Genomic DNA, 24,450 nt, shown 5'->3' on the forward strand with positions numbered 1-24,450 from the left:
ATGATGAAACCAGATTAAGCGTTGTTAAGAAATACGCCAACCCTAAGAGACTGGCGCTGTATCGTAATCTGAGCGATCAAACCTAATAAATTTCAGTAGCGTGATATCAACCTTCAGCAAAACTATGCAATAGTTGAACCGAAGTTATCAGCTTCAGAATTTTTCTTGTTGAATTCCGTAACGCCAGACTTCGACAATCTGTCTGCTGGCAAGAATATTAAAGGTCGGATCGGCGGACAGAACCAGAAAGTCAGCTTGATAACCGGCAGCCAATCGCCCCCGATTAGGCAATTGCATCATCGCTGCTGCATTAGCTGTCGCGGCCTGTAAAACAGCGGTGGGTGACATGCCTGCCTGCACCATCAATTCCAGTTCACGGTGCTCAGCAAATCCAGGAATCCTCAAGGCCGTTGCTCCGGAATCCGTACCCAAAGCAATTTTGACTCCGGCATTGTGCAGTTTTGTCAGGTTTTTAATGTTGTAGTTAACCGACTGACGGTTTTTTTCACTTTTCGCCAAGACTGCTTCACGCCAGGAATCGTCACTCAATTGCTGCTGCAGTTCTGGACTCAGGCTGTCAGTAAAAAATGGATCATGCAGCCATTCAGGATGTTGAGCATAGATATATTCTGCTTCGTTGATATTGATAGTGGGTACATACCAGACATCTCCAGCCAGCATCAAATCAATAAATTCCTGATCCACATCGGTATCACGTACCCCGTGAGCAACAACATTCACACCTGCAGCCACCACGCCTTTGGCATCATCCAGATAATGAATATGGGCGGCGGATGGCAGTCCCAGAGACTGTGCTTCTTCAAAAGCTGCCTGATAAATTTCGGCTGGCATGGTGGGAACGTCACCTCCCATTCCATCGACCCAGACTTTCACCATATCAATACCTGCATCATGCATTTGTCTGACGGCTAAACGTGCTGCTGCGAGAGTGGCTGGACGTTCTGCCTGATCTTCCGTTAAACCCATTCGATCTTCTGGTGGTGCACCATCAACAGCTCCTACCCCGGCACCAGCACCATATAAATCAGCACCTCGATGATGGCTGCCACGCATTTCATTTCGTAACTCATGGAATAACGGACGATTAAGCCCTAATGCATTAACGGCAACCACACCATATCGTTGAAACTGGGCTAGATCACGCATCACAGTTTCGCGACTGTAGAAGTCACCGCCATGTTCTAATCCTGAAACGGTTCCGACATGAGAATGTGCTGCAATCAAACCAGGCATGATGAAACGATTTGCATAGGTGAGATGACGAGCTTGAGCGGGAATAGCAATTTCTTGTTGTGAGCCAACAGCCACAATAGTGTCATTTTCAATCACCATTCGGGCCTGTTCAATGACTTGTTCACCATCAAATAACCTTGCAGAGTCAATGGCGATTGTGGAGTTGGAGTCAGCTCGTACAGTAGAAAGAAGCAATAAACTGAGCAAACCAAAAAGTGATAGTTGACGAAATACAGACATTAATAACTCCATGTTTCAGGCTAGGTTATTAGTGCGACTGAGTTCGTCTGTCAGGGTTCCATCCAATTGGTTAGAAATAAAAGCCACTGATTAACCAATCAGGCTGTGATACAGCGGAATACCGACAATCACATTAAATGGGAAGGTCAGCCCCAAAGCCGCCAACATGGCTAAGCCAATATCGGCTTGTGGAATAGCTGATCGAACTGCAACCGGTGCTGCGATATAGGAAGCACTGGCGGTTAAACTTGCCAGGATTAATACCGAACCGTCCGGTAGCCCCAGCAATTTACCGGTAAATAATCCGGCTAACGCCAACACGGTCGGCGCAACAATGGCAAATATCACCACTGGAATTTTATCGCGAGATAATTTACTTAATGCTTCGGCAGCAACAATACCCATCTCTAACAGGAATAAAGCGAGCACACCCATAAATGCACCGGTGTATAAGTCGGTAACTCCGGCACCTTGCCGTGGACCGTACATCCAACCAATTAACACCCCGCCAACCAGCAGAATCACGCCTCGGTTAGTTAATGACTCGTGCAAGATACTCATCATGCCACCCGATGCGGCATTTTTTACTCCACTAAAATGCCGATATAACATCAAGCCGATAACAATTGCGGGTAATTCCAGTAGTACCAAGTAAAGAGTTACCTGACCGCCAACCAGCATTTCATTGCTTTCGGCGTAGGCCAGTGCCACAGCAAAAGTACCGGCGCTGACTGAACCGTAGTGGGCAGCGAAACTGGCACTATCAGCCAAATTCAATCGAACCACTTTCCACAATAGCGGAAATAGAATTAGCGGGATTAAAAAGCCTAATAATGCCACTGACATTAGCTCAGGTAGCAGACTCCAACCCATATTGCCATGTAATGCCATACCGCCTTTGAGGCCGATAGTCAGCATCAATAACAGACTTAAAACATCGTAAGCTGCTTTAGGAATAGCCAAATCAGACTTAACCAGTCCACCCACTAAACCCAGTAGAAAAAACATGACCACGATGTCAGGCATATTTACTCCTTTAACTTATATGCCGCGCACTTTAATTCAATTTGAGTTTATTTCCTACTCTGAGCGTTCAAAAGTCACGATACTGCGGGTCATGTCTTTTTCCGGCCAATTTGGCATCACTCGCCATGGGGTGAAAACTTGCAGACGTTCACCATCAATTTTGAATTCACGCGCTTGTTCTGTATCGACCCATTCTGGGTTCCAGGCGACTTCCACGCTGGTAATCCACATGTTGTCTTCAATTCGATATCCGCCAGTGTACGAAATAATGGTATCTAATAAAGCTGCTTTATCTTCAACGGTTTTCGCTGGTTTACGACCTTCACCGGTTAACACAAACCAAACCCGTTGTTCAGGGGTAAACACCACATAGCCAGTGGGCTTCTTACCCATAGGATGAAACATTTCTCCCGTTTCCTGCACTTCGACTTCATAAGACACCAGTTTCCATGCACCATGCATTTGGCTTTCGTCGTTAGCAAAGCTGGTAGACATAAACGTCGCAAGCATTACGGTGGATAATGTTTTCAACATAATCATTTCCTTTATTGAAGTTAGCGGAGCGCTGAAGTATTTCAGCAGGTTTCGTTAAATAAACGGGTTCTAAAACTCAAAGGCAGCAATCAATGGCGCGTGATCAGAAAGCGTTTTCCAAGAAGAGTGGGGCGGACACTCACAAGACGTTGGTTCAAGCCCGCGATAGTAAATACGATCCATCTTGAAAATCGGCATCCACGAAGGCCAGGTTCGTGCATGGGTTTTATGCAAGGTACGAAAGGCTTCTTTCAAATCTAATCGTTGAGTGAAATGTTTTTCTGCCTGGCCGTTCCAGTCATTAAAATCACCGGCAACTATAAGTGGTACACCGTGCGGTACATGCTCATCAATACGCTCACATAACGTTTGTAACTGACGTTTGCGTTCGGTTCCTGTCAGGCCAAGATGCAGACAGACAATATGCAGTTCTTGTTGGGTATCGGGGATATGGATGACGCCGTGTAACAAACTGCGGCTGGCCCAGGTGTAGGGTGAAACATTAATATTTTCCCAACTTTGCAAAGCATATTTGCTGAGAATGGCGTTGCCGTGATGGCCGACGCTGTACACCGCATTTTTGGCATAGGCAAAATGTGGCCAGATATCTTCAGCAATAAAATCACAATGCGGACCAGGCCAAAGCTGCTGCTTCAGCTCATGACCAGTATGTTCACCTTGAATTTCCTGCAACAACATAATATCTGCATCGGCTTCGCGTAATGCTTCACGCATTTCATGCAGGATGAACTGCCGATTGCCGGTATTAAAGCCTTTATGCAGGTTGTAAGTCAGGATTCTAAGTGATTGTTTTGACATTCCATCTCTGAAAATTAGCTAAAGCCATACCATAACATCTCTTTTGTGAAGGAAATATTATTGAGGTTAAAACTATCCCGTTAAATCAAAAAAAAACGCCTGCTCAAAGACGAGCAGCGCTTTCTAATGTGGCTCTTATACTAAAGTTACAGCTGATCAGTGTTGTACAACGGGAAGTTCTTCCGGATCTTTCTTAGCCAGTTTTACTTCACATTCTGGTGAAGCGATCATTTTTTCAGCTGAACTGACTAGTAATGAATTTTCTAAAAAGTTACGGCCTACCAAAATTGGGAAGGTCATATTGCTGCGATCAGCCAGTGTAAAACGCGTTTCTTCATAATAATCACCAACACACAAACCCATTTCGACCACATAGCGAGTTTGTTCACCACTGGCTTGAGTTACGGTGACCGTATCAACCAATGGACGAGTGATTTCATGTTCATTGTCTTCGTGATCAACGAATTTAAAACGAATCTGTTTTTCACCATTTTCCTCAAACACTTTAGTGTCGATGGCATACATGGAATTTGTCGCTGCACCGGTATCAATACGTGCATTGGTTTTGATTTCACCGGGAAATAACGTAACGATTTCTTGATGACCGAGCACAGATTGCTCTTCAAGATCTATTTTATTTTCTTCGGCATGAGCGGTCAGGCTAAACGCCAATAAAAGGCTCAAAGTTAATTTACGCATGCTGTCTATCCTTTTCATTTTTTTTGGAATTGGGTGGGCATCATGGCCGGGAACAGGCTAACACGACAAAGATGAATCTAACCTGAAATTGTTACAAATAGTTGATTTTAAAGATTTATAGTTTTTTTATGGCACAACACTATTGATATTTATCAGCATGACCCCATCTGTGAGCTATCGTTAAAACAGCCAGATGGAGGCAATACAGAAATGGGCGTTGATGCACATAAAGAAACCATGGGTTTCCAGACAGAAGTTAAACAACTTCTTAATTTGATGATTCATTCGCTGTACAGCAACAAAGAAATTTTTCTGCGTGAGCTGATTTCTAACGCGGCCGATGCCGCTGACAAATTGCGTTTTGAAGCGCTCTCAGATGATGCGTTATACGAAGAAGATGGTGATCTGAATATCCGTGTCACCTTTGATAAAGATGCCCGTACCATCACCATTAGTGATAACGGTATTGGCATGACCCGTCAGGAAGTTATCGACAATATCGGTACGATTGCACGCAGTGGCACTAAAGCATTTTTTGGTCAGTTAACTGGCGATCAAGCCAAAGATTCACAACTTATCGGTCAATTCGGTGTGGGCTTTTATTCAGCATTTATCGTAGCCGATAAAGTCACGCTGAAAACCCGTCGTGCCGGCACCACCAAAGAGCATGGCGTGTTATGGGAATCGGCTGGTGAAGGCGAGTTCAATATTGAAACCATTGAAAAAGCTACTCGCGGTACTGAAGTCACCCTGCATCTGCGTGAAGGTGAAGATGAATTTTTAAATAGCTGGCGTCTGCGTAATGTCATCCGTAAATACTCGGATCACATCAATATGCCAATCGTCATGCAAAAAGAGCCAGTGCCTGACGAAGAAGGCAAAATCGATGAAAGCATCATCGAAGACGAGACAGTCAACAAAGCCACTGCATTATGGACACTGTCTAAAAACGACATTACTGAAGAACAATACAAAGAATTTTATAAACAAATCGCTCATGACTTCCAGGATCCATTGACCTGGAGCCACAACAAAGTCGAAGGTAATACCGAATACACATCTCTGCTGTATATCCCTTCTAAAGCGCCATTTGATCTGTGGGATCGCGATCGCATGCATGGCATTAAGCTGTATGTGAAACGTGTATTCATCATGGAAGACAGCGAACAGCTGATGCCACGTTACCTGCGCTTTATTCGCGGGGTGATTGATACCAACGATCTGCCATTAAACGTATCGCGTGAAATTCTGCAAAGCAGTAAAGTCATTGATACCATCCGTGCTGCTTCAGTAAAGAAAATCATCTCTGAACTGAACAAAATGGCTAACAACGAACCTGAACAATATGCTGAGTTCTGGAAAGAATTTGGTCAGGTCATCAAAGAAGGTCCGGGCGAAGACTTTGCCAACAAAGAAGCGTTGGCCAAACTACTGCGCTTTGCCAGCACCGAAACCGGGAATGCTGATCAAACTGTTTCACTGGAAGACTATGTCAGCCGGATGAAAGACAAGCAGGACAAAATCTATTACATCACTGCCGAGAGCTTTGCGGCTGCGAAGAACAGCCCGCATCTGGAAGTGTTCCGTAAGAAAGGCATTGAAGTCCTGCTACTTACTGACCGCGTCGATGAATGGCTGGTCAACTCACTGACTGACTTTGATGGTAAACATCTGCAATCAGTAGCCAAAGGCGATTTGGATCTGGGTGAGCTGGAAGACGAAGCAGAGAAAAAAGCGCACGAAGAAGTTGAGAAAAACTTCGAAGATCTGATTGAGCGCGTCAAGAAAACGCTGGACGACAAAGTAAAAGATGTACGTATTACACATCGACTGACCGATTCCCCAGCCTGTCTGGTGGCGGACAATTACGATATGAGCGGTAATCTGGAACGTATGCTTAAAGCTGCAGGCCAACAGGTTTCAGCCAGCAAGCCGATTCTGGAACTCAATCCGGAACATCCAATGGTCGCCAAACTGAAAGACGAACAGAACGATGAACAATTCGGTGACTGGACATCCATCTTGTTTGACCAGGCCTTATTGGCCGAAGGTGGACAACTGGAAGATCCTGCCAGCTTCGTGAAAAAACTTAACGCAATGCTATTGCAACGCGCTTAATTAAAAACCAGTCCATGACTCCATTTGCCGGAGTCATGGACAATTTTATTCTCTTTATTATCTTGACCAGTTAATCGTAACCCCAAAATCTTGGATCCAGAGCACATTTGCCCATGGTAGGTTGGGTTGAAGCATGAAACCCAACCATCCAATTTCAACTCTTCCTGAGCCATATACAGCGTCACATTGGTTTACTTCGAATTCCCTTTCACTTGATAAATAAACTCCAGCAAATCACAATCTAACTCCTCGATATAAATACAATAACCATCGCGAGGGATAGCGCAGATGAACATCACAAAAAAACAGCTTGATTTGGCAGTGAAGCAAGATCTTATCTCGCAGGATCAAGCGGATAAGCTATTCGATTTCTTCAAATCTCAACCGACAACCGGCCCCAGTTTTGACTTTACCCATGTGCTTTATTACATGGGTGGCTTGATTGCCATTGGTGCTATGACCTTGTTTATGACCCTGGGCTGGGAAAGCTTTGGTGGTTGGGGGATCTTTTTTATCAGTCTGGCTTATGCCGGTGTTGGACTAAAGCTGGCGAATCATTTTGAAACAAAAGGTTTGGCCATTCCTGCCGGGATTTGTGCGACCTTTGTGGTAGCACTGACACCCTTGGCAATTTATGGTTTGCAGCAGGCAATGGGCTGGTGGCCTGATGATAGTGTTTATCGCGATTATCATCGTTATATTCAGTGGCATTGGCTGTTTATGGAGCTGGGCACTCTGGCTGTGGGGGCAATGATTTTTTATCGCTACCGTTATCCATTTTTATTGATGCCGATTGCAGTGACGTTGTGGTATTTGTCGATGGATATCGCCGCAATGATTGTGGGTGGCTATGCCAACTATGAACTGCGTGCATTGGTGTCGATGTATTTTGGTCTGGCGATTACACTGTTTGCGTTCTGGGTAGATATGCGGGGCTACAAATCGGGCGATTATGCGTTCTGGTTGTATTTGTTTGGTGTGATCGCCTTCTGGGGCGGCATGACTTCCCAATACTCGGATAGTGAACTGTCGAAGTTCATTTATTTCACAATCAATTTATTAATGATTGGTGTCGGCGTAGTCATTGCCCGCCGGGTATTTGTGATATTTGGTGCACTGGGCTCGGCGTTTTATCTTGGGCATCTGGCCAATGTGGTGTTCAAGGACAGTCTGTTGTTTCCGATTGCACTGACGGCTATCGGTCTCGGACTGATTTATCTGGGTGTGTTGTGGCAAAAACATGAGCAGCAAATCAGTGAAAATATTCAAGCGCATTTGCCCGCAGCCCTGCGGGAATTTTTAGCTGCTAAAAGCAGCTGAAAGTTTATGGCTTGAACTTCACAAGCTTAAACCCCACTTGATTACAGATACGTTAAAATGCCGCTTATCGTCTGGCATTTCAATTGCCACATTATCTCCTGCTTAAAAGCAGTATGAGGAATCATCATGCAAGAAGACGCCATTCAGGCAGATCATTTACAACGTTTTATTTTCGATAATGCAGCCATTCGCGGTGAATGGGTACAGCTGAAAGAAACCTGGCAGACCGTTAAGGTTCAACGCGAATATCCCCCCGCGGTCGCATCTCTATTGGGACAAATGCTCTCTGCAGCAGCGTTATTGGCCGAGACGGTGAAAATGTCTGGCCGTTTGGTATTGCAATGTCGTTCCAACGGGCCGGTTTCTTTATTAATGGTTGAATGCACCAGTGACCACACCTTAAGAGGTCTGGCAAACTGGAATGGCGAAATTGCCGATGATGCCACTATGCAAGAATTGCTAGGCGAGGGTAATCTGGCAATAACTATTGAAAATGTTGAAGCTAAACAGCCTTATCAAGGCATCGTCAGCGTGCAAGGCGAAACCATTGCTGAAATGCTGGAAATGTATTTCGCTCAGTCTGAGCAATTAAAAACCCGTATCTGGTTAGCCACGGATGAACACACCGCCGGCGTTTAATGTTGCAACAATTGCCCGAACAAGATCCAGAACAACACGATGAAAACTGGAATCGAATCAATTTTCTTGCCGAAACGGTTACTAATGATGAACTGCTGAACCTGGATGCAGTCTCGTTGTTATATCGTTTATTTCATGAAGAAATGGTGAGACTTTTGAGCACAACCGTATTGGAATTTGCCTGTACCTGTTCACGTCAACGAGTGGCTGACACCATCAAGCTACTTGGGCGACAGGAAGCTGAAGAGATTATTGCCGAACGCGGAATGGTTGAGTTGGCCTGTGAGTTCTGCAATACACATTATCAGTTTGATCCGGTGGATGTGGCAGGTTTGTTTAGTGATCCGCTGAATATTCAGAATGATTCAGACACATTGCATTAACCAGGAATAATCATGGCGCATATTGTCATTATCGGTGCGAGTACCGGCGGTCTACCCGCTGCTTATGAATGCCGGGCAGCTCTCGACAAAACGCACCATATCAGTGTGGTTTCAAATACCCCAATCTTTCACTTTGTGCCCAGTAATCCCTGGGTAGCCGTGGGCTGGCGAAAACGTGCTGATATCAGCTTTGAATTGGCCTCTGTTTTATCCAGTAAAAATATTGATTTCTACGATTCCGGTGCCAGCAAAATCAAACCGGAAACCAATCAGGTTTTATTGGGCGATAACACGATTCTCAATTACGATTATCTGATTATCGCCACTGGGGCCAAATTGGCTTTTGATGAAATCGAAGGTTTTGGACCACAAGCTCACACTCATTCTATCTGCACAGTAGGTCATGCCGAAGATAGTTATCAGGCATGGCGTGATTTATTGAAAAATCCCGGGCCGATTGTCGTTGGTGCAGTACAGGGTGCTTCCTGTTTTGGTCCGGCCTATGAATTTGCCTTTATTATGAATCGGGCATTACGCAAGGCTAAAGTGCGGGATCGGGTGCCGATGACATTTGTCACGCCCGAACCTTATATTGGCCATATGGGCTTAGGTGGGGTAGGCGATTCAAAAGGGCTGTTTGAATCCGAGTTTCGCAAAAATGATATCAAGTGGATCACTAATGCCCGGGTCAAATCCATCAGCAAAGGCAAAATGCTGGTCGAGCAGGTGGACGATAATGCCGAGACCGTCAAGACGCATCAACTGGCTTTTGATTACAGCATGATGATCCCAGCGTTTAAAGGAGTCGAGTGTGTTGCCAATCTTGGTGATGACTTGGTCAATCCTCGCGGCTTTCTCAAAGTTGATGAATTCCAGCGTAATCCTGCTTACCCAAATATTTATGGTGTCGGTGTTTGTGTCGCCATACCGCCAGTTGAAGCGACAGCTTTACCGGTTGGCGTGCCTAAAACCGGCTATATGATTGAAAGCATGGCCAAAGCAGCCGTTGCCAATATTCAGGCTGCCATTGAAGATCGACCAATTGAAACCCGAGCCAGTTTAAATGCCGTTTGTCTGGCCGATATGGGTCACACCGGTGCCGCGTTTGTCGCGTTGCCGCAAATTCCACCCCGTAATTTGGCCTGGATGAAAAAAGGCCGCTGGGTGCAAATGGCAAAAATCGCGTTTGAAAAATATTTTCTGTTCCGTATGAAACGTGGCCTGCCTGAATCTTTTTACGAACGTTGTCTGCTGCGTTGTTTTGGAATCAGCAAAATTAAATAATGTTATGAAAATAACTTCTATCAGAACGGGTTGGCTGATATTACTGGTTTGTATTTCACTGATATTAAGCGGCTGTTCTGGCCGGATTACACCACCAACCACTCCCGAAACGCCACGAGCTGTATTTGTACTCGACCACGGTCAGCATTCCAGTCTGGTCATTGAAGATAAACATGGCAATCTGGCACGTTATTCTTATGGCGATTGGCGATACTATGCTGAAGGAAAAACCAGTTTTTGGTCTGGGTTGCGAGCCGTGTTTGCTCCCACCAAAGCCGCACTAGGCCGTAAACAACTTTCGGGTCCGGCGACACTGGAAAATGTTTACAAACAAGTGAGGATTTCGGTGATAAAGGCCGTGCCACTTGAAGCTGAAGCTTCTGCAGTTGATGCTCTACAGTACAAACTCGAAACCATTTACCTTCAAAATCAAGACTCAAAGATTTATCGACAAGATTATGATCTCGAATTTGTGCATCATCCAATGGCCTATAGTGTCCGGCATAATTCCAATCAGATAATTGGCCAATGGCTCACCGAGTTGGGTAGTGAAATCCATGGTTGGCAATTATTATCGAATTGGCAGGTTCGACACTAGCCAAACAGCTTGTCTCTTAGTCCAGCATTAAACGTAAATATTTGGAATTCCAGACAAGTGCATTTTCTCAAAACTGATACTATCCACTTTGCAAAATCTATTGGGGTTAGTTCATGGCAAAGAAGCTTAAAGATTTAGTTAATCACAGTCTGGCAATTGCTCAGGATACAGGGTTGATCGTTGTTGCCATCGCCACGCTGGTTGCCGTGGTTATCGAAATCAATTTCATGTTTGAAAATGGCACCGTACTGCTGACGGATTTATTACTGCTGTTTATCTATCTTGAAGTGCTCACCATGGTGGCAGTTTATTACCAGTCAGGTGAGTTACCCATCAAATTTCCCTTGTATATCGCGATTGTTGCGCTGGCACGCTATCTAATCTTGGATATGAAAAACATTGATACCTGGCGGATTCTGGGCATTACCGTAGCGATTCTCTTGCTTGGTTTATCAATAATTGTCATTCATTACTGTAAAACCAATCTGTTTGAGAAAAATCGTGAAAACGTTGATTAAGCCGATGGCTTAATTGAGCCCGGTTCGGCTGAACATCAACAACAACGGCTTCAGCCAATGCTCACGCCATGTCAGAATCATGGCGACGCCTTTGGCCGCTAATGCCAAGAGCATTACCCATACTAAAACGGCCATGGTTGGATGATCAGCTGCCAGACAAAGCACTAACGATACAAGCAGACTGAGATAACCGAAGATACGCAAAGCATTTTGCTGGGATGGCGTGGGCTGACTGGTTTCGATACCAGTCACCTGACGCCAGTGATTTGGCAGACTAAGAGAAAGACTCGCCATGCCCATCATGGTGGTGAAAATGGCGGCTATCCAACAAACGACTTCAACCACGGCTAGCCTCCAGTTTCTGGGCTGAAAATTCAATGGCTTTATTTACCGCCACATTCTCACGCTTTTTCAGGTATATAGCGGTATAAATAGCGATGCCACTGCTGACCAACAAGGTTAAATCTACACCTGCAACCGGCCAGTAATTGAACATTGTTTTCAGCAGATGATCACCGGTCGTAATCCAGTTGAGAATCACGGCAGCGATAGCAAGCACAGCAAATAAAATGCTTTGTTCACGCCATGCTGGTGAAATGTGCATATGGCGAACTGCAGAACTGCGCCAGAATGCATGCAATAACATCACACTCCAGCTTCCCCAGAACACCACCTGTTCCCAATAACCTTTACCAACCATTTCAGCAGGTAATAACCGGTTTGCTACCAGCATGCTCACGGTGGCCACCAACATACCTGTCACGGTGGTTACGGCAAGTGCATCGACCACCTGACTGCCTGAGCTGCCTTGTAATGTGTGTTGACGTTTACGTTTCTCGACAAAGAAGATAAAGCCAGTAGCAATACAGATTGCCCCAACCAGCCCACCAAACACATATAACCAACGCAACAGCCAATGTTCAAAATGCTGTAAATGCAGACCAGTCAGAAACTCATTGATTTCAGATACTGCAGAGCGGGGCGGTTCTTCACGAATTAACTCGCCAGTGCTGGCATTGAAATGCATACCTTCACCCACCAACGCCACCCGATCACTGCCAGCCCGATAAATACTGACAAAGCTGTTGGCATCATCAACATGAGTGATTTTCAAAAAGCCAACTTCGCCAGCCATATCTTTCTCAGCCCAGCGCTGTTTGGCCTTAGCCACCATCGCATCAACAGACGCGATTTCAGTTGGAACACCAGCACGCTTGTGCGGCAGACCTGTTTCACTTGCCTCAACCATTTCATGATAATCATGTAACGGTTCAAGCTGAGTGTGGGTTACCGGGAAAAAGTAAAAACTGGCAAAAATCAGTAAGCCAGTAAAGGTAAAAAAGAAATGAAACGGCAATGCAACCATACCCGTGAGATTGTGCAAATCCAGTACACTGCGTTGGGTTTGTTTGTTGGGGCGGAAAGTGAAGAACTCACGGAAACGCTTGCGATGAATAATCACGCCACTGACCAGGGCCGCCATCATAATAAATGCTGCAATGCCGACGATATAAATCCCGATTCGATTCCAGTTCCAGTTCAGGCTGTAATGCATGGGATAGAAAAACTTGCTGCCGATTTTCAGCTGATCATCGGGGAACGCTTTACCAGTGCGTGGATCAATGGTGATATTGCCATGAATATGATTATGACCTTCAGGGTCGAGTGGCTGCGGCACCAGAAAGCCGACCCCCATTATTAAAACCGGATCACGATGTGTGGTGTAAGCCCAGAATTCATCAGCTGGTAATTCGGTGCGAGGTGTCATTGGCCCCTGACTCAAATCATGCAGCAGCGGCATATTGGTATTGTAGTCCTGCACCTCCGGTTCAACCGAACGTAGAATCGGTAACAACATCTCATCAAATGATGGCATTACCTGTGGTTCAAAGCGGCTTTCCGGAATCGACCAGCGATCAATTTCACGATCAAATACTGACAGGCTGCCAAAAAAGAACACCACCATCAGAATAAAACCCAGAGTCAGGCCAAACCAGGTATGCAGCCAGGCCATAGACTGTCGAAAGCTACTGAACATGGTTTAAATTCCTTGTAAAAATGACTGTTGTAAAACACTGGCCAGCACGGTCATTGTCACCCCACCCCCAAACAGAATCAGCCACAGCCAAATTAATTTATCGGTGGCCATGCCCCACAAAAACAAACTTAAATAGATCAGCAGCCCCAGCATCAGCATGCCCATTTCAACATCATGAAATTCAATACCCAATGGAATCAACGCGGCAATGGTGATGGCAATCAAGCCCCAGGTGAACAGATAGCCACCGACCAGACTGGCAAAAATTCGGCTGGCAATCGGCCAGGCGGGAGATGAAAAATTCGGCATGAAATCGGACCTGTCTATAAAACAAAAATGCACCACCTGGATTGAGCAAAGCGGGGTGCAAATATAGTTTGATGCTAAATGATAATAATTAAGATTCACATTGTATAGTGAGTAGTGATTTAATTCAAAATAGAAAATGACTTACAAACTGCCAGTCACCATTTCACAAATGTCAGCTGGACAAAGACCATTGGGCCTATTGACAACAATGCTATAAATCTAAGTTGTGCTGTAAAGCCAAAGACTTTCAAACTTTAGGAAATTTGAATAAACATGAAAAATAACAAGAGAAGCCATTTCTTTATAGAACGATGGATGTTGGTGGTCTGGTTTTTAACAAGCAGCACTGCATTTGCTCAGGCACCCTTTGAATTAGCTAACGTGCTCACTGAAGCTGGGCAATCCAATTCCTATATGGCCAAAGAAAATGATATTGAAGTGCCTGTTACCGTCATTCATGGGACCCAACCAGGCCCTGTTTTATTACTGACCGCCGGAGTTCATGGGGATGAGTTTCCAGCCGTGTTGGCGTTGCAACGTTTACGTGATGAAGTTGATGCCAAACAGTTAAAGGGAACCTTGATTCTGGTGCATCTGGCCAACTTGCCCGGCTTTCATGGACGCCGGGTTGCGTTACACCCTTTAGATAATAAAAATCTCAATCGCGAGTTCCCCGGTGATAAAAATGGCACACCAACCGAGCAACTGGCCGAGTTTTTCACCCGTGAATTTATCAGCCGCATGGACTTTCTGATAGATATGCACTCCGGTAGCTGGAATCAGGAATTATTGCCACACGTTTATTCACCGTTTGTTGATAATAAAGAGCTGGATGATCTGACCTTTGCATTTGCCAAAGCCATCGGCATGCAACATATCGTGATGTATGGCGAACGCCCACGCGATCCGGCTAATTCCATTTCCTATCCGAATACCGCCATGACCCGTGGCAAACCGGGCCTAACCACTGAAATTGGTCACCTTGGCCAACGTGATGAAGAATCAGTTGAAGACACGCTAACGCTGTCGCGAAATGCCCTGTATTTTCTGGAAATGCTGCCCGGAAAACCCACCCCACACCCCAACCCGGTTATCTACGACAAACTCAAATACGTTGCCAGCCCGGCCGATGGTTTGTTCACCCCCCGAGTTGAAATTGGCAGTGTCATTGAAGAGGGCACCATCGTCGGTGATGTCAGAGATTATTTTGGCAATATTGTTGCCGAGTTAACCTCACCAGTTAGCGGTATCGTAATGATGATTAACTACACCCCACCAATTAAAACAGGTGAAACACCGGTAACGATTGGGCTAGAACAAGACAGCTAAATAAACTCTCAATGGCCTTCTCGCTCGGCAAGCATATCCCCAACGCTTGCCGCAGCGAGATGAGCAGGAGTAAAGTCTGTGAATATTATTGTGAGCCACTAAATCGTCCGTCAAAAACTCGGCAAAATAATGGTTTAACTCATTCACATGATCTTTTACTCACAGGCTGAAACATTATGAGCATCGATTCTGATCTGCTGGTCTTACAACATCATCTAAACAAAAAGCTAGAAGTTGATGCCTCTTTAGTTATCACTCTTCAACAAAGTATTCTTCAAGAGAAAGCCTTAGTGATTTGGCCATGGCTTATTGAAAGCTCCATTTGGCAAAAAATACCTACTAGAGTAGATAGGGCGGAATTGACTAGACAGAGACCGCTCCAATCAAAAATTCATTTACTGATCCTTAGTAACGATTTGAACCTTTTATTTCGTGCTCGCACCTTGTTGCATGAGGAGCAAGTACTGCCTATTGATGATGCACGTCAACTACGAATCGGTTTTAACCCTCTTACAACTGAGCAGATGTGTTCAATCTTTTTAGCATCAGGCGTTCCAATGCAGGCGTCACTGAGTTTGATACTGGAATCAATAGTTTTTGCGACCGAGCCTGAGACAGCACCACACATCGAACTACCCGTAGAGTCTGTAACATATTAGTTCCCTTAATTGTCAGCGCAGTGTCTGTGCTGGTATGGTTTGATTAAATCTTAAGCACCTACATGTAGATATTGGTACGGTGCCGTTGTAAAACCATCCCAAGGAGCGCTGACCATGAACAACCGCTTCACTCGCAGACAGAGTCTCAAGCTGATCGGTGCCAGCCTGGCCGCGACTTTGTTGCCATCCATGCCGATCTTTGCAGCAAGCAATGAACTGCTTCAGAAATCTTATTCAGGTGATAAAAAGCTGCCTGTCATTGGCTTGGGAACATGGCGTACCTTCAATGTCGGCACTGATTCAAAGTTGCTTGATGCCCGAACCGAAGTGGTAAGGACATTTTTCGAACTTGGCGGTGGCATGATTGATTCCTCGCCAATGTATGGTTCTGCACCGGATGTAATGGGCTATGCATTGCAAAAGCTGGGTATTCCCGACAGCCTGTTTTCAGCAGAAAAAGTCTGGAGCCCCGCTGGTGGTTCAGCACGTGAACAGGTGGCCGATCTTCAATCTCGATGGAATGTCGAGCATTTCGATTTAGTGCAGGTACACAATTTGACAGATTGGCGCGAGCATCTAGCGGCATTACAAGAGATGAAAGCCGAGGGCAAAATCAACTATATTGGCATTACCACCTCACATGGTCGTCGTCACCAAGAGTTCGAAAAGATAATGGCTTCTGAGGATATCGACTTCGTTCAGCTGACTTACAATATTGCTCAGCGTCAGGTGGAAAACCGACTGCTGCCACTAGCAGAGGAAAAGGGTATTGCAGTCATTGCCAATCGGCCATTTGATGGCGGTAGTTTGATCCAAGCATTGAAACGTCGTGACTCGCCATTACCAGAGTGGGCAGAAGCAGAATGCGGTTGCACGACCTGGTCAGAGTTTTTGTTGAAATTTATCGTCAGTCATCCGGCCATTACCTGTGCTATTCCTGCCACTTCTCAAGTCGAACATTTGCGTGAAAATATGCGTGCTGGAATGAACCCCATGCCTTCAGAAAGTACCAGACAAAAGATGGCAAAATATTTCGAGTCGCTATGAACGGCTGGTCCAGCTACGCGCTGCAGGATTTTATTCCCTTTACTGCTGATATCTATTTCCGTCTGCTTGAACGCATGAGTGAAAACTTCTGGCCGCTGCATCTGTTGACTCTGGCCTTAGGATTGGCAGCCGTTTGGCTGGCACTCAAACCCCACAGTCGCCTTACCTGTCTTGTGATCGCCCCTGTCTGGGCTTTTGTGGGCTTGGCCTTTTTTATCCAGCGGTATGCTGAACTGAACTGGGCGGGTGGCTATATTGGTTACTTCTTTCTTGCTCAAGCAATATTGTTGCTATTGATATCAATGGCTGGGGTTGGCCTCGACAACGTGATACACAAAAGACCATCTGTTGTTATTGGTATTGTCATCGCACTTGTAGGATTAATTGGTTTGCCGTTTATCGCGCCACTCACCGGTGGCTCCTGGCATCAGTCCGAAGTCTTTGGTATCCATGCTGATCCCACTGCCATGACCACACTGGGGCTGAGTTTGATAATGTTCAGAGGCTGGGGTTTGTGGCTTATGGCTATTATTCCAGCACTCTGGCTGCTGATCTCGGGCTTAACCCTGTGGGTGCTGGGCACAACTGCAGCCATGGTTGTGTTCGCCGTATTGGCAATAGCATTACTCGGATTGGCTTGGAAGAGTGTTGAATATAAGTCGTTCAAGCAGGAACAAAAATAATATGAAGCTTGAGTTTAAATGGTCTCGATTAGAGTCTTTTACAGCACTCGAGCTTTACGAGATCATCAAGGCCCGCGAATCCGTATTTGTTGTTGAACAGAACTGCCCTTATCAGGAAACAGATGATTTGGATCCCCACGCCTGGCATCTATCTGCCTTGGTAAATGGCGAACTGGCCGCGTACGCTAGAGTGGTTGATCCGGGAATGAAAAACAACCAACCTTCGATTGGCCGAGTCATGACCCTCAAAAATTTCCGGGGTCAAAAGATTGGCCGTGCCCTGATGGAAGAGGCCATTAAATTCACAGAACAAAAATACCCAGAGAATGACATCAAAATCTCAGCACAGGTTTATCTGCAAAAGTTCTATGAGTCACTGGGCTTTTATTCTTTCGGGGAACCGTATGATGAAGATGGCATTTCTCATATAGATATGATTAAGCATGAAAACATGAGTGCCTGAGCTTGATATGCAGAAGTAAAGTCGGCACATAGGTCAGACGCAGGCTAGGAAATATGTTTAAAAAATTTGTTCACACTCATTAATAAAGTTGGCAGTAAACTTGATTCAGCTCTTATTAGTTATTCAAAAAAACACCCGATGAGACAAAAGTCCCACCGGGCGAATTATGATTATCAATTGGCTAGAGGACAAAAAAAGCCAACCTGATTACCGATTAGTTTTTAGCGCGCAATGCTGTGCTTACCGCGGCATCACCTTCTAGTTCAACAAAATCCTCTGAACCATAATCTGTCATTGCTTCAAGCTCTGCTTGAGTTGCTCTGACATGTAGGTCGTCGTCTTTAAGCGTGATACTGTCAAGCGGTATCAGGATGGTTTTGGCACCTATACCAAGTAAGCCGCCTACAGAAACTACGGCATGAATGTCTTGGTTATTTGGGCTGATCACAATTTTTTGAACATCACCGACACTTTCTCCGTCACTGGTGATGACGTCCATGCCATTCAGATCATCGGCTGACATATCATATAGTCCGCCTCTGTTTGCTGGAGTGCCTGCACCGGTTGGGCCATGAGGTTGCGTATCCATCTGAACATCATTGTTTCTATCCATTTGGCCTTTCATTTCAACGTCACTGCTTTTGTCCATTTGAGTATTGCCGAGTTCTTCTTCCTCTTCTTCTTCCTCAGTCACGTTACTTTGATGTTTGGTTAACGGACGGTCTGACTCGGTATTTGATTGACCACCGGCATTTGGTTTATCGGTTGATTTTTGCATCTTTGGGTCGGCTTTATTGCCTGTTCCAGGCGCATCGGCATCAATCGTTTCGTTGAAATCTGCCTCACCGGCATTTGGGCGGTCAGTAGAGTTTTGCATCTCTTGATCCACTTTATTACCTGCTTTAGGTACATCAGCATCAATGGTTTGATTAAACTCATCTTCGTGATTTGGCGTTGTTAGCTGCTTATTTGTTGATTTATTCTGCTGCATTTCACCCTGAGTATTAGATTCTGAGCCATCGATTGTTTTCGAATAATCATCGGCTGCAATGGCCATGGTGCTGAACATGGCGGTAAGGGCGCTGGCTATTAATGTTTTGCGAAAAATAGAATTCATAAAAGTACTCCTAATCGCACTATGGGTTTTTATATCTTCATCCCAATCCGGCGGATTAGCATCAGAGTTACCATAGCGAAAGTTCAGTATTCGCCTCATCCAGAACAGTGTCTGTGCGTTGTCGTACTAAGAATTGTTAGGACAAGTTTTAAACTCTTCTGAGATTGCATAGTTAGCATGGATCGATTTTGTATAAACACAGCGTTTTGAAAAAAGCGGTTTTGTTGTGACTAATCAGCGAAAAATAATCATGTAATGTTAAAAGCACATAATGAAAAAAAATTGTCAGGTTAAATATCGTGAGGAGGGCGTATGCAACACACTCTTAACACGTATAAACGAGAACAAACGGGCGGGGAAGAAACTGCCAATGCCATTAGTCATGGATTAGGACTTATCGGTGCATTGATTGGAACGCCTTTTTTAATTGCACAAGCAGTACGTTATGGCGAGACGGCCTTTTTGATCGGGGTCAGCATATTTTGTGCGTCGATGATCATTCTTTATCTGGGCTCAACGCTGTATCACGCATTACCCGCGGGCAAAGCAAAGCGGGTTTTTCGGCGTATTGAACACTCTGCAATCTATCTGTTAATCGCTGGGACTTATACGCCATTTACCTTTGGGGTTTTGAAAGGCGTCTGGGGCTGGACACTGTTTGGCATCGTTTGGGGGCTGGCAGTTTTTGGTATTTCACTAAAAATATTTCAAAAACAGCATCATCTTGTACTCTCAACAGTGCTTTATTTATTGATGGGATGGCTGATCGTAATTGCTATCAAACCATTAATGGAAAATTTACCCACGGCGGGATTGTTATGGTTAGTCGCCGGTGGCTTGTCTTATACCGTTGGTGTGGCGTTTTTCGCCACTGATCACAAGCTGCAATATGGTCACTTTATCTGGCATTTATTTGTGCTTGGTGGCACGACTTGTCATTTTTTTGCCGTGTTTTGGTATGCCGCTTAATCACTTTTTGTAACACTTAGCGATTGCATTCGTCTTTGAGCTATAACCTGTTCGAGGAGTTTTATCATGAATGCATTTTCTAAATACGGTAGTGTGATTCTAACGATCATTTTTTTCATGTCTGGTGCTGCAAAGTTGGCGAGTTTAGATTTTGAGCTGCAGGCTTTTGAACGTTGGGGGTATCCGCTGTGGTTTATGTATCTGGTCGGTTTTATTGAAGTATCAGGGGCTGTGGTATTGCTGATCAAACCATTACGAGCAATTGCAGCCGCGGGGTTGAGCTTGTTTATGATTGGGCCGATCGTGACGCATGTTTTGCATGCCGAATGGGGCATGATGGGAGTGGCATTAGTCCTCATGCTGTTTGCAGGCTGGATTGCCTGGCAATGGCGGAATATGGTCTCACTGGCATTTTTAATCAAGTAAGTTCAGTTTTACGTGTGATATGGATGTCACAGTCCCGCCATTTAATTGCTAACACGGCATATGAGAGTCATTGACCAGCCAACTTGATTTTACGACTACCTGAACTACACGAGGTATCTTGATTAGTGTTAACGACTTGCTTGCATTAAGTACTTATAGTTTTCTGAAAGCGTCCCATAATGTTCTTGAGTAAAGCTATCTTCACAAGGGAATAAATACTTGCAGCACGCATTGTTAATCATTAATCCGAACAGCCGAAATGGGCAAGCAGAGGCATTTGAAGATGCGGTGCGATTGCTGGAAGCTTCAGGCATGGAGATATCCGTTTGTGATTCTGAAAGCGAAGCGCATTTGGTTTCGTTGATTGAAGATTACGAACGAAAAGACGGAATCGTGATTATCGGTGGTGGTGACGGAACCATCAGTTCAGCTTTGGAGGCCTTACATACCTGTCAGCGCACATTAGCAATTTTCCCTATGGGAACGGCTAATGATCTTGCACGCTCGATTGGTGTTCCAGCCAATCTGTTAGAGGCTGCACAGGTCATCGTTGATGGTCGGCGTGAACAACTCAGTTTAGGTAAGGTCAATAATAAACACTTTTTTATTAATGTGGCGCACGTAGGTTTGGGTGTTGATGTGACACGTGAACTGTCTTCGGATAGCAAAAAGTTCTTTGGTGTGTTTGCGTATCTTGGCGCATTTTTAAGAGCGATAAAACAGAATAAAAGCTTTAAAGTACACATAAAAACAGATGACTGGCACGTCTCCACCAAGGTGATTCATCTGGCGATAGGTAATGGTCGGTTTTATGGTGGTGGGAATATCGTTGATCAGCGATCCACGTTGCTTGAGGGTGAGCTAAATTTGTTTTTTATCAAGCCGCAACCATGGTGGCAACTTTTGTTGCTCGGACCGAGTTTACGTAAAGGCGCTTTGGATAAGACTGACCGCATTGTTCGTAAATCATCTGACAAATTCAGTATTCAGACGTCTAAACCAAAACAATTAGAAGCTGATGGTGAATTTAAAACCACAACGCCCGCCGAATTTGAAGTCATCCCTAATGCTATCGAAGCCATTGTTGGTGACATGCCAACATCAACCTCAGGAACAGTTTGATATGTCGATAATACGCACTGATGAGCAAGCTGAAGCTCTGGATATTTTAAAATTAATCATCGAAACAGCCGACTTTTACCGGGCAATGGGTGAGTTATTAACGCAAGAAAACGTTAATCACCAACTGTTTGAAATTGCTAATGAACGGGAGGCCTATATCGAACCGTTTCGCAAGGTTGTTAAAGAATTGGGCGAACTTCCAGAGGCCCCAGATTCCGATAAAGAATGGATCGATGAGCTGGGCGGCAAGATGACCAAGTGGCTTTCTACTGATTCAACACATGCTATTTTAGAAAAATGTTTAAAAAAAGATGAAGTTTTGGCTGACGTTATCAACAAAACGGCATTAGGTGATCAATCGACAGAATTTAGAAAACTCCTTGATTCTCTTTATGACCACCTCGCTCATACAAAAAAACGCATATCCGATTAAAGGGTGTCAGAATTCAGATCTAGTTATCGTCTAACCACCTAAACCGTTGATATGTTTAAATAATTAAAGAAGTTATGGAAGGTAAAAAATTGAAAGACAAGTTACACAGCGTAATGATTTTCTCCATTGTAATAGGAGCACTATCTTTTATTGCCTTTACGTTTTATCACGGCTTTTTAAAGATCGCAGATATTCTTGGTCTTAAATAAACTCAACACTGGTTCATCAAATTTATGCTTTGTAAATCTGATAATTTTTAGTGGAGAAGCATAAACGTGTTTAAGCGATTGCGTAAATGGCGGGAAGATCGGCGCATTAAAAAACTGGCTTTCACCACCGAGCAATGGGAGTCTGCCATTGCTGATTGGCCGGTGATGCAGCGTTATCAAGGCGAAGAGCGTGATGCTCTGCGTGAGATGAGCTTTCATTTTCTCGCTCGTAAAACATTCCTCTCTGGTGCCGAGTTTCAATTCACCGATGCAATGTGTTTGAAGATTGCCACTATGGCCTGTGTCCCAATTCTGCATCTTGGCTTGGGTTGGTATGACCATTGGCAAACGATCATTCTTTACGAAGGGGATTTTGTACCGAACCGCCCTTATCGCACTGAAGATGGTGTTGTTCATGCCAAGAGTCCGGGGCTCAGCGGCGAAGCATGGGAACAAGGTCCAGTGATTTTATCTTGGCAGGCGATTTGCCAAAGCGGTGCAAAGACGCATCATGGCAAAGCCAGTAACGTGGTGATTCATGAGTTAGCACATAAGCTCGATATGTTGCGTGATGGTGCCAATGGTGCGCCACCGATGCATCCCGATATGCGTCCCGGCGAATGGCACGATATCTTTTCAGCAGCGTGGGATCGATTGGAAAATGACTTGCAACATCATCGGTCGTTACCGCTTGATGATTATGCGTTAACCAGTCCGGCAGAGTTCTTTGCTGTGTGCAGTGAAACGTTTTTCGAAACTCCTGAAACCATGAAACAAGATATGCCAAAGGTATATGGTTTGTTATGCCAGTTTTATCGCCAGCAGCCATTACCGGTGGCAGCTTCCAAAATGCAGCTTGCCGGGAATAATTGAAGTCCACCCAACTTGATTCGAGCATAGAGTTTTCCCTCTGTAATCTTCTCGTCATTGAAGCAACTTAGTCTTTAAGTTGTTATCGCAATTTCAGGAAGCCCCATGAACGCCGTCTTTGACGCAACCCGTACACAATTGCCTCGTACTCGCCAAGCATGTGCTGGAGATCTTCTGTCTCACTCTCTAAAAGTAACTCCTGAAACATGTAATCAAGATGTGCAAAACACTTTTGCTCAGAACAAGTCGTTGATCAGTTTGCCGGTTGTAGAGGCAGGTCGGGCGATTGGGCTGATTAATCGTAATATTTTTATGTCACATGTTTCCAAGCCTTTTCACCGCGAAATCTATGGTAAGAAAAGCTGCATTGCTTTTATGGATAAGGAACCGTTGCAAGCCGATGAAGCCATGTCTATTGAAGAATTAACATTTAGGGCTGTCGCTTCAGGTGAAAAGGCATTTGCCGATGGCTTTATCATCACCAATGAACACGGTGACTATCTGGGTATGGGGAGAGGGATGGATCTGATGAGCCAGGTTGCTGATATCCAGGCAGAGAAAAATCGTCAGATCCTTCACAGCATTGATTACGCTAGCGTTATTCAACGTGCCATGTTGCGCCAATCGCAAAGCGTCCTTGAGGAAGCATTTCGTGATGCCTATATGATTTGGGAGCCACGAGATGTGGTCGGAGGCGATTTTTATCACTTTTGCCGTTATAACAATGGGTGGTTTGCGGCGATTGCAGATTGTACGGGCCATGGTGTGCCCGGCGCCTTTATGACAATGATTGCATCATCTTGCCTGACGCAGGCCTTAGAAATTTACGGGCCAGAAAATCCAGCACAATTGTTAGCTTGCGTGAATGGAAGTATTAAAAGTCTGTTGGGGCAATTTCCTGATGCTGCCACGCGCCCAGAATCAGATGAGGGGCTTGATGCTGGTTTTATCTGGTTCAATAGTGATAGTAAAACGCTGACATACGCTGGTGCAAAAACCTCGCTTTTCTATATCACGCCGGACGAGGATCAGGTTCAAACTCTGGATGGTGTAAGGATGGGCGTGGGCTATATTGATTCACCTGAAGATTTTCAGTGGAAGAACAGCGAGCTGAAAACACCTGACGACACATTATTTTTTATCACCACGGATGGTTTGATTGACCAAATCGGTGATGCTAAAAAAATCGCTTTTGGCAAACGTCATATTCGAGATACCTTGCATCTCTGCAAGCAACAAACAACAAAAGAAATTTGCCAATCACTGCTAGCACAGTTCAATAGTTGGCAAGGCAGTGAGCCCCGTCGTGATGACTTAACCTTTTTCTGTTTTCGAAGCCATTAA

General features: G+C 44.9%; 27 protein-coding genes. 18 read left to right on the forward strand and 9 right to left on the reverse strand.

Features of this window, described 5'->3' with window-relative positions; translation table 11 throughout:
* Window positions 1-153: 153 nt before the first annotated feature.
* The 5 genes from E8Q33_RS03260 to E8Q33_RS03280 form a co-directional block, all read right to left on the reverse strand.
* Window positions 154-1,494, reverse strand: coding sequence for an amidohydrolase family protein (locus E8Q33_RS03260; RefSeq protein ID WP_168800128.1), 1,341 nt, complete (start codon window positions 1,492-1,494; stop codon window positions 154-156).
* Window positions 1,495-1,584: 90 nt separating this feature from the next.
* A complete protein-coding gene (locus tag E8Q33_RS03265) occupies window positions 1,585-2,520 on the reverse strand; it encodes a sodium-dependent bicarbonate transport family permease (RefSeq protein WP_136552744.1) in 936 nt (311 codons plus the stop codon).
* Window positions 2,521-2,574: 54 nt separating this feature from the next.
* Complete coding sequence (locus E8Q33_RS03270; protein WP_069295518.1) at window positions 2,575-3,054, reverse strand: lipocalin-like domain-containing protein; 480 nt, start codon at window positions 3,052-3,054, stop codon at window positions 2,575-2,577.
* 69 nt (window positions 3,055-3,123) lie between these two features.
* Entirely contained in the window at window positions 3,124-3,873 is a 750-nt protein-coding gene (locus E8Q33_RS03275; protein ID WP_136552748.1) for an endonuclease/exonuclease/phosphatase family protein, read from the reverse strand.
* Between the two features lie 156 nt (window positions 3,874-4,029).
* Window positions 4,030-4,572 carry a RimK/LysX family protein gene (locus E8Q33_RS03280; RefSeq protein WP_136552749.1) on the reverse strand — a complete coding sequence of 181 codons (543 nt, stop codon included), beginning with the start codon at window positions 4,570-4,572 and terminating at the stop codon, window positions 4,030-4,032.
* 210 nt (window positions 4,573-4,782) lie between these two features.
* Here E8Q33_RS03280 and htpG point away from each other — a divergent pair, with 210 nt between their 5' ends.
* The 7 genes from htpG (at window position 4,783) to E8Q33_RS03310 (ending at window position 11,432) form a co-directional block, all read left to right on the forward strand.
* Window positions 4,783-6,690 carry a molecular chaperone HtpG gene (htpG, locus tag E8Q33_RS03285; RefSeq protein ID WP_136552751.1) on the forward strand — a complete coding sequence of 636 codons (1,908 nt, stop codon included), beginning with the start codon at window positions 4,783-4,785 and terminating at the stop codon, window positions 6,688-6,690.
* A gap of 288 nt (window positions 6,691-6,978) precedes the next feature.
* On the forward strand, window positions 6,979-8,010 hold the full coding sequence (locus tag E8Q33_RS03290) for a DUF2157 domain-containing protein (protein ID WP_136552753.1): 1,032 nt from the start codon (window positions 6,979-6,981) through the stop codon (window positions 8,008-8,010).
* Window positions 8,011-8,136: 126 nt separating this feature from the next.
* Window positions 8,137-8,649 (forward strand): Hsp33 family molecular chaperone HslO, encoded by a 513-nt coding sequence (locus E8Q33_RS16375; RefSeq protein WP_256369432.1) that lies wholly within the window; start codon window positions 8,137-8,139, stop codon window positions 8,647-8,649.
* Window positions 8,649-9,032, forward strand: a complete 384-nt coding sequence (locus E8Q33_RS16380; protein WP_256369433.1) for an Hsp33 family molecular chaperone HslO — start codon at window positions 8,649-8,651, stop codon at window positions 9,030-9,032. Before E8Q33_RS16375 ends, E8Q33_RS16380 begins: the two co-directional genes overlap by 1 nt.
* Window positions 9,033-9,044: 12 nt before the next feature.
* The gene (locus tag E8Q33_RS03300; protein WP_136552755.1) at window positions 9,045-10,316 is read left to right on the forward strand and encodes an NAD(P)/FAD-dependent oxidoreductase; all 1,272 of its coding nucleotides are present in this window, start codon (window positions 9,045-9,047) and stop codon (window positions 10,314-10,316) included.
* Window positions 10,317-10,320: 4 nt separating this feature from the next.
* The gene (locus tag E8Q33_RS03305) at window positions 10,321-10,914 is read left to right on the forward strand and encodes a hypothetical protein (RefSeq protein ID WP_136552757.1); all 594 of its coding nucleotides are present in this window, start codon (window positions 10,321-10,323) and stop codon (window positions 10,912-10,914) included.
* Window positions 10,915-11,027: 113 nt separating this feature from the next.
* Entirely contained in the window at window positions 11,028-11,432 is a 405-nt protein-coding gene (locus E8Q33_RS03310; RefSeq protein ID WP_069295511.1) for a phosphate-starvation-inducible PsiE family protein, read from the forward strand.
* 9 nt (window positions 11,433-11,441) lie between these two features.
* Here E8Q33_RS03310 and E8Q33_RS03315 read toward each other — a convergent pair whose 3' ends face one another.
* The 3 genes from E8Q33_RS03315 to E8Q33_RS03325 are packed head-to-tail and all read right to left on the reverse strand — an operon-like array spanning window position 11,442 to window position 13,779.
* Window positions 11,442-11,777: a DUF3325 domain-containing protein gene (locus E8Q33_RS03315; protein WP_211116068.1), complete on the reverse strand. Its 336-nt coding sequence runs from the start codon at window positions 11,775-11,777 to the stop codon at window positions 11,442-11,444.
* A complete protein-coding gene (locus E8Q33_RS03320) occupies window positions 11,770-13,470 on the reverse strand; it encodes a PepSY domain-containing protein (RefSeq protein ID WP_136552759.1) in 1,701 nt (566 codons plus the stop codon). Before E8Q33_RS03320 ends, E8Q33_RS03315 begins: the two co-directional genes overlap by 8 nt.
* Before the next feature lie 3 nt (window positions 13,471-13,473).
* On the reverse strand, window positions 13,474-13,779 hold the full coding sequence (locus E8Q33_RS03325) for an iron uptake protein (protein WP_069295509.1): 306 nt from the start codon (window positions 13,777-13,779) through the stop codon (window positions 13,474-13,476).
* A gap of 273 nt (window positions 13,780-14,052) precedes the next feature.
* On the opposite strand from E8Q33_RS03325, the gene E8Q33_RS03330 reads away from it, so the two are divergent.
* From E8Q33_RS03330 to E8Q33_RS03350, 5 genes are all read left to right on the forward strand, one after another.
* A complete protein-coding gene (locus E8Q33_RS03330; protein ID WP_211116069.1) occupies window positions 14,053-15,108 on the forward strand; it encodes a succinylglutamate desuccinylase/aspartoacylase family protein in 1,056 nt (351 codons plus the stop codon).
* Between the two features lie 176 nt (window positions 15,109-15,284).
* Window positions 15,285-15,767: a hypothetical protein gene (locus E8Q33_RS03335; RefSeq protein WP_136552760.1), complete on the forward strand. Its 483-nt coding sequence runs from the start codon at window positions 15,285-15,287 to the stop codon at window positions 15,765-15,767.
* Between the two features lie 114 nt (window positions 15,768-15,881).
* Complete coding sequence (locus E8Q33_RS03340; RefSeq protein WP_136552762.1) at window positions 15,882-16,814, forward strand: aldo/keto reductase; 933 nt, start codon at window positions 15,882-15,884, stop codon at window positions 16,812-16,814.
* Complete coding sequence (locus tag E8Q33_RS03345; protein ID WP_136552763.1) at window positions 16,811-17,497, forward strand: MFS transporter permease; 687 nt, start codon at window positions 16,811-16,813, stop codon at window positions 17,495-17,497. The genes E8Q33_RS03340 and E8Q33_RS03345 overlap by 4 nt, the downstream gene beginning before the upstream one ends.
* 1 nt (window position 17,498) lies before the next feature.
* Window positions 17,499-17,960, forward strand: coding sequence for a GNAT family N-acetyltransferase (locus tag E8Q33_RS03350; RefSeq protein WP_136552765.1), 462 nt, complete (start codon window positions 17,499-17,501; stop codon window positions 17,958-17,960).
* 214 nt (window positions 17,961-18,174) lie between these two features.
* Here the strand turns inward: E8Q33_RS03350 and E8Q33_RS03355 are convergent, their stop codons facing one another.
* A complete protein-coding gene (locus E8Q33_RS03355) occupies window positions 18,175-19,077 on the reverse strand; it encodes a PRC-barrel domain-containing protein (RefSeq protein ID WP_168800129.1) in 903 nt (300 codons plus the stop codon).
* A gap of 312 nt (window positions 19,078-19,389) precedes the next feature.
* On the opposite strand from E8Q33_RS03355, the gene E8Q33_RS03360 reads away from it, so the two are divergent.
* The 6 genes from E8Q33_RS03360 to E8Q33_RS03385 all read left to right on the forward strand — a co-directional run bounded on the left by E8Q33_RS03360 (window position 19,390) and on the right by E8Q33_RS03385 (window position 24,450).
* Window positions 19,390-20,046 carry a hemolysin III family protein gene (locus E8Q33_RS03360; protein ID WP_136552769.1) on the forward strand — a complete coding sequence of 219 codons (657 nt, stop codon included), beginning with the start codon at window positions 19,390-19,392 and terminating at the stop codon, window positions 20,044-20,046.
* Window positions 20,047-20,112: 66 nt separating this feature from the next.
* Entirely contained in the window at window positions 20,113-20,472 is a 360-nt protein-coding gene (locus tag E8Q33_RS03365) for a DoxX family protein (RefSeq protein ID WP_136552771.1), read from the forward strand.
* A gap of 219 nt (window positions 20,473-20,691) precedes the next feature.
* The gene (locus E8Q33_RS03370; protein WP_136552772.1) at window positions 20,692-21,594 is read left to right on the forward strand and encodes a lipid kinase; all 903 of its coding nucleotides are present in this window, start codon (window positions 20,692-20,694) and stop codon (window positions 21,592-21,594) included.
* A 1-nt stretch (window position 21,595) separates the two neighbouring features.
* Window positions 21,596-22,027: a hypothetical protein gene (locus E8Q33_RS03375; protein WP_168800130.1), complete on the forward strand. Its 432-nt coding sequence runs from the start codon at window positions 21,596-21,598 to the stop codon at window positions 22,025-22,027.
* 275 nt (window positions 22,028-22,302) lie between these two features.
* Window positions 22,303-23,109 (forward strand): zinc-dependent peptidase, encoded by an 807-nt coding sequence (locus E8Q33_RS03380; RefSeq protein WP_136552776.1) that lies wholly within the window; start codon window positions 22,303-22,305, stop codon window positions 23,107-23,109.
* Window positions 23,110-23,211: 102 nt separating this feature from the next.
* Window positions 23,212-24,450 (forward strand): SpoIIE family protein phosphatase, encoded by a 1,239-nt coding sequence (locus tag E8Q33_RS03385; RefSeq protein WP_136552778.1) that lies wholly within the window; start codon window positions 23,212-23,214, stop codon window positions 24,448-24,450.

The sequence above is a fragment of the Methylophaga sp. SB9B genome, assembly GCF_004832235.1.
GTDB classification, from domain to species: domain Bacteria; phylum Pseudomonadota; class Gammaproteobacteria; order Nitrosococcales; family Methylophagaceae; genus Methylophaga; species Methylophaga muralis.

Bases quoted from the DNA above. Each gene is read 5' to 3' on its own strand.
- E8Q33_RS03260 (WP_168800128.1), bottom strand. From the start codon at position 1,494: ATGTCTGTATTTCGTCAACTATCACTTTTTGGTTTGCTCAGTTTATTG.
- E8Q33_RS03265 (WP_136552744.1), bottom strand. From the start codon at position 2,520: ATGCCTGACATCGTGGTCATGTTTTTTCTACTGGGTTTAGTGGGTGGA.
- E8Q33_RS03270 (WP_069295518.1), bottom strand. From the start codon at position 3,054: ATGTTGAAAACATTATCCACCGTAATGCTTGCGACGTTTATGTCTACC.
- E8Q33_RS03275 (WP_136552748.1), bottom strand. From the start codon at position 3,873: ATGTCAAAACAATCACTTAGAATCCTGACTTACAACCTGCATAAAGGC.
- E8Q33_RS03280 (WP_136552749.1), bottom strand. From the start codon at position 4,572: ATGCGTAAATTAACTTTGAGCCTTTTATTGGCGTTTAGCCTGACCGCT.
- htpG (WP_136552751.1), top strand. From the start codon at position 4,783: ATGGGCGTTGATGCACATAAAGAAACCATGGGTTTCCAGACAGAAGTT.
- E8Q33_RS03290 (WP_136552753.1), top strand. From the start codon at position 6,979: ATGAACATCACAAAAAAACAGCTTGATTTGGCAGTGAAGCAAGATCTT.
- E8Q33_RS16375 (WP_256369432.1), top strand. From the start codon at position 8,137: ATGCAAGAAGACGCCATTCAGGCAGATCATTTACAACGTTTTATTTTC.
- E8Q33_RS16380 (WP_256369433.1), top strand. From the start codon at position 8,649: ATGTTGCAACAATTGCCCGAACAAGATCCAGAACAACACGATGAAAAC.
- E8Q33_RS03300 (WP_136552755.1), top strand. From the start codon at position 9,045: ATGGCGCATATTGTCATTATCGGTGCGAGTACCGGCGGTCTACCCGCT.
- E8Q33_RS03305 (WP_136552757.1), top strand. From the start codon at position 10,321: ATGAAAATAACTTCTATCAGAACGGGTTGGCTGATATTACTGGTTTGT.
- E8Q33_RS03310 (WP_069295511.1), top strand. From the start codon at position 11,028: ATGGCAAAGAAGCTTAAAGATTTAGTTAATCACAGTCTGGCAATTGCT.
- E8Q33_RS03320 (WP_136552759.1), bottom strand. From the start codon at position 13,470: ATGTTCAGTAGCTTTCGACAGTCTATGGCCTGGCTGCATACCTGGTTT.
- E8Q33_RS03325 (WP_069295509.1), bottom strand. From the start codon at position 13,779: ATGCCGAATTTTTCATCTCCCGCCTGGCCGATTGCCAGCCGAATTTTT.
- E8Q33_RS03330 (WP_211116069.1), top strand. From the start codon at position 14,053: ATGAAAAATAACAAGAGAAGCCATTTCTTTATAGAACGATGGATGTTG.
- E8Q33_RS03335 (WP_136552760.1), top strand. From the start codon at position 15,285: ATGAGCATCGATTCTGATCTGCTGGTCTTACAACATCATCTAAACAAA.
- E8Q33_RS03340 (WP_136552762.1), top strand. From the start codon at position 15,882: ATGAACAACCGCTTCACTCGCAGACAGAGTCTCAAGCTGATCGGTGCC.
- E8Q33_RS03345 (WP_136552763.1), top strand. From the start codon at position 16,811: ATGAACGGCTGGTCCAGCTACGCGCTGCAGGATTTTATTCCCTTTACT.
- E8Q33_RS03350 (WP_136552765.1), top strand. From the start codon at position 17,499: ATGAAGCTTGAGTTTAAATGGTCTCGATTAGAGTCTTTTACAGCACTC.
- E8Q33_RS03355 (WP_168800129.1), bottom strand. From the start codon at position 19,077: ATGAATTCTATTTTTCGCAAAACATTAATAGCCAGCGCCCTTACCGCC.
- E8Q33_RS03360 (WP_136552769.1), top strand. From the start codon at position 19,390: ATGCAACACACTCTTAACACGTATAAACGAGAACAAACGGGCGGGGAA.
- E8Q33_RS03365 (WP_136552771.1), top strand. From the start codon at position 20,113: ATGAATGCATTTTCTAAATACGGTAGTGTGATTCTAACGATCATTTTT.
- E8Q33_RS03375 (WP_168800130.1), top strand. From the start codon at position 21,596: ATGTCGATAATACGCACTGATGAGCAAGCTGAAGCTCTGGATATTTTA.
- E8Q33_RS03385 (WP_136552778.1), top strand. From the start codon at position 23,212: ATGAACGCCGTCTTTGACGCAACCCGTACACAATTGCCTCGTACTCGC.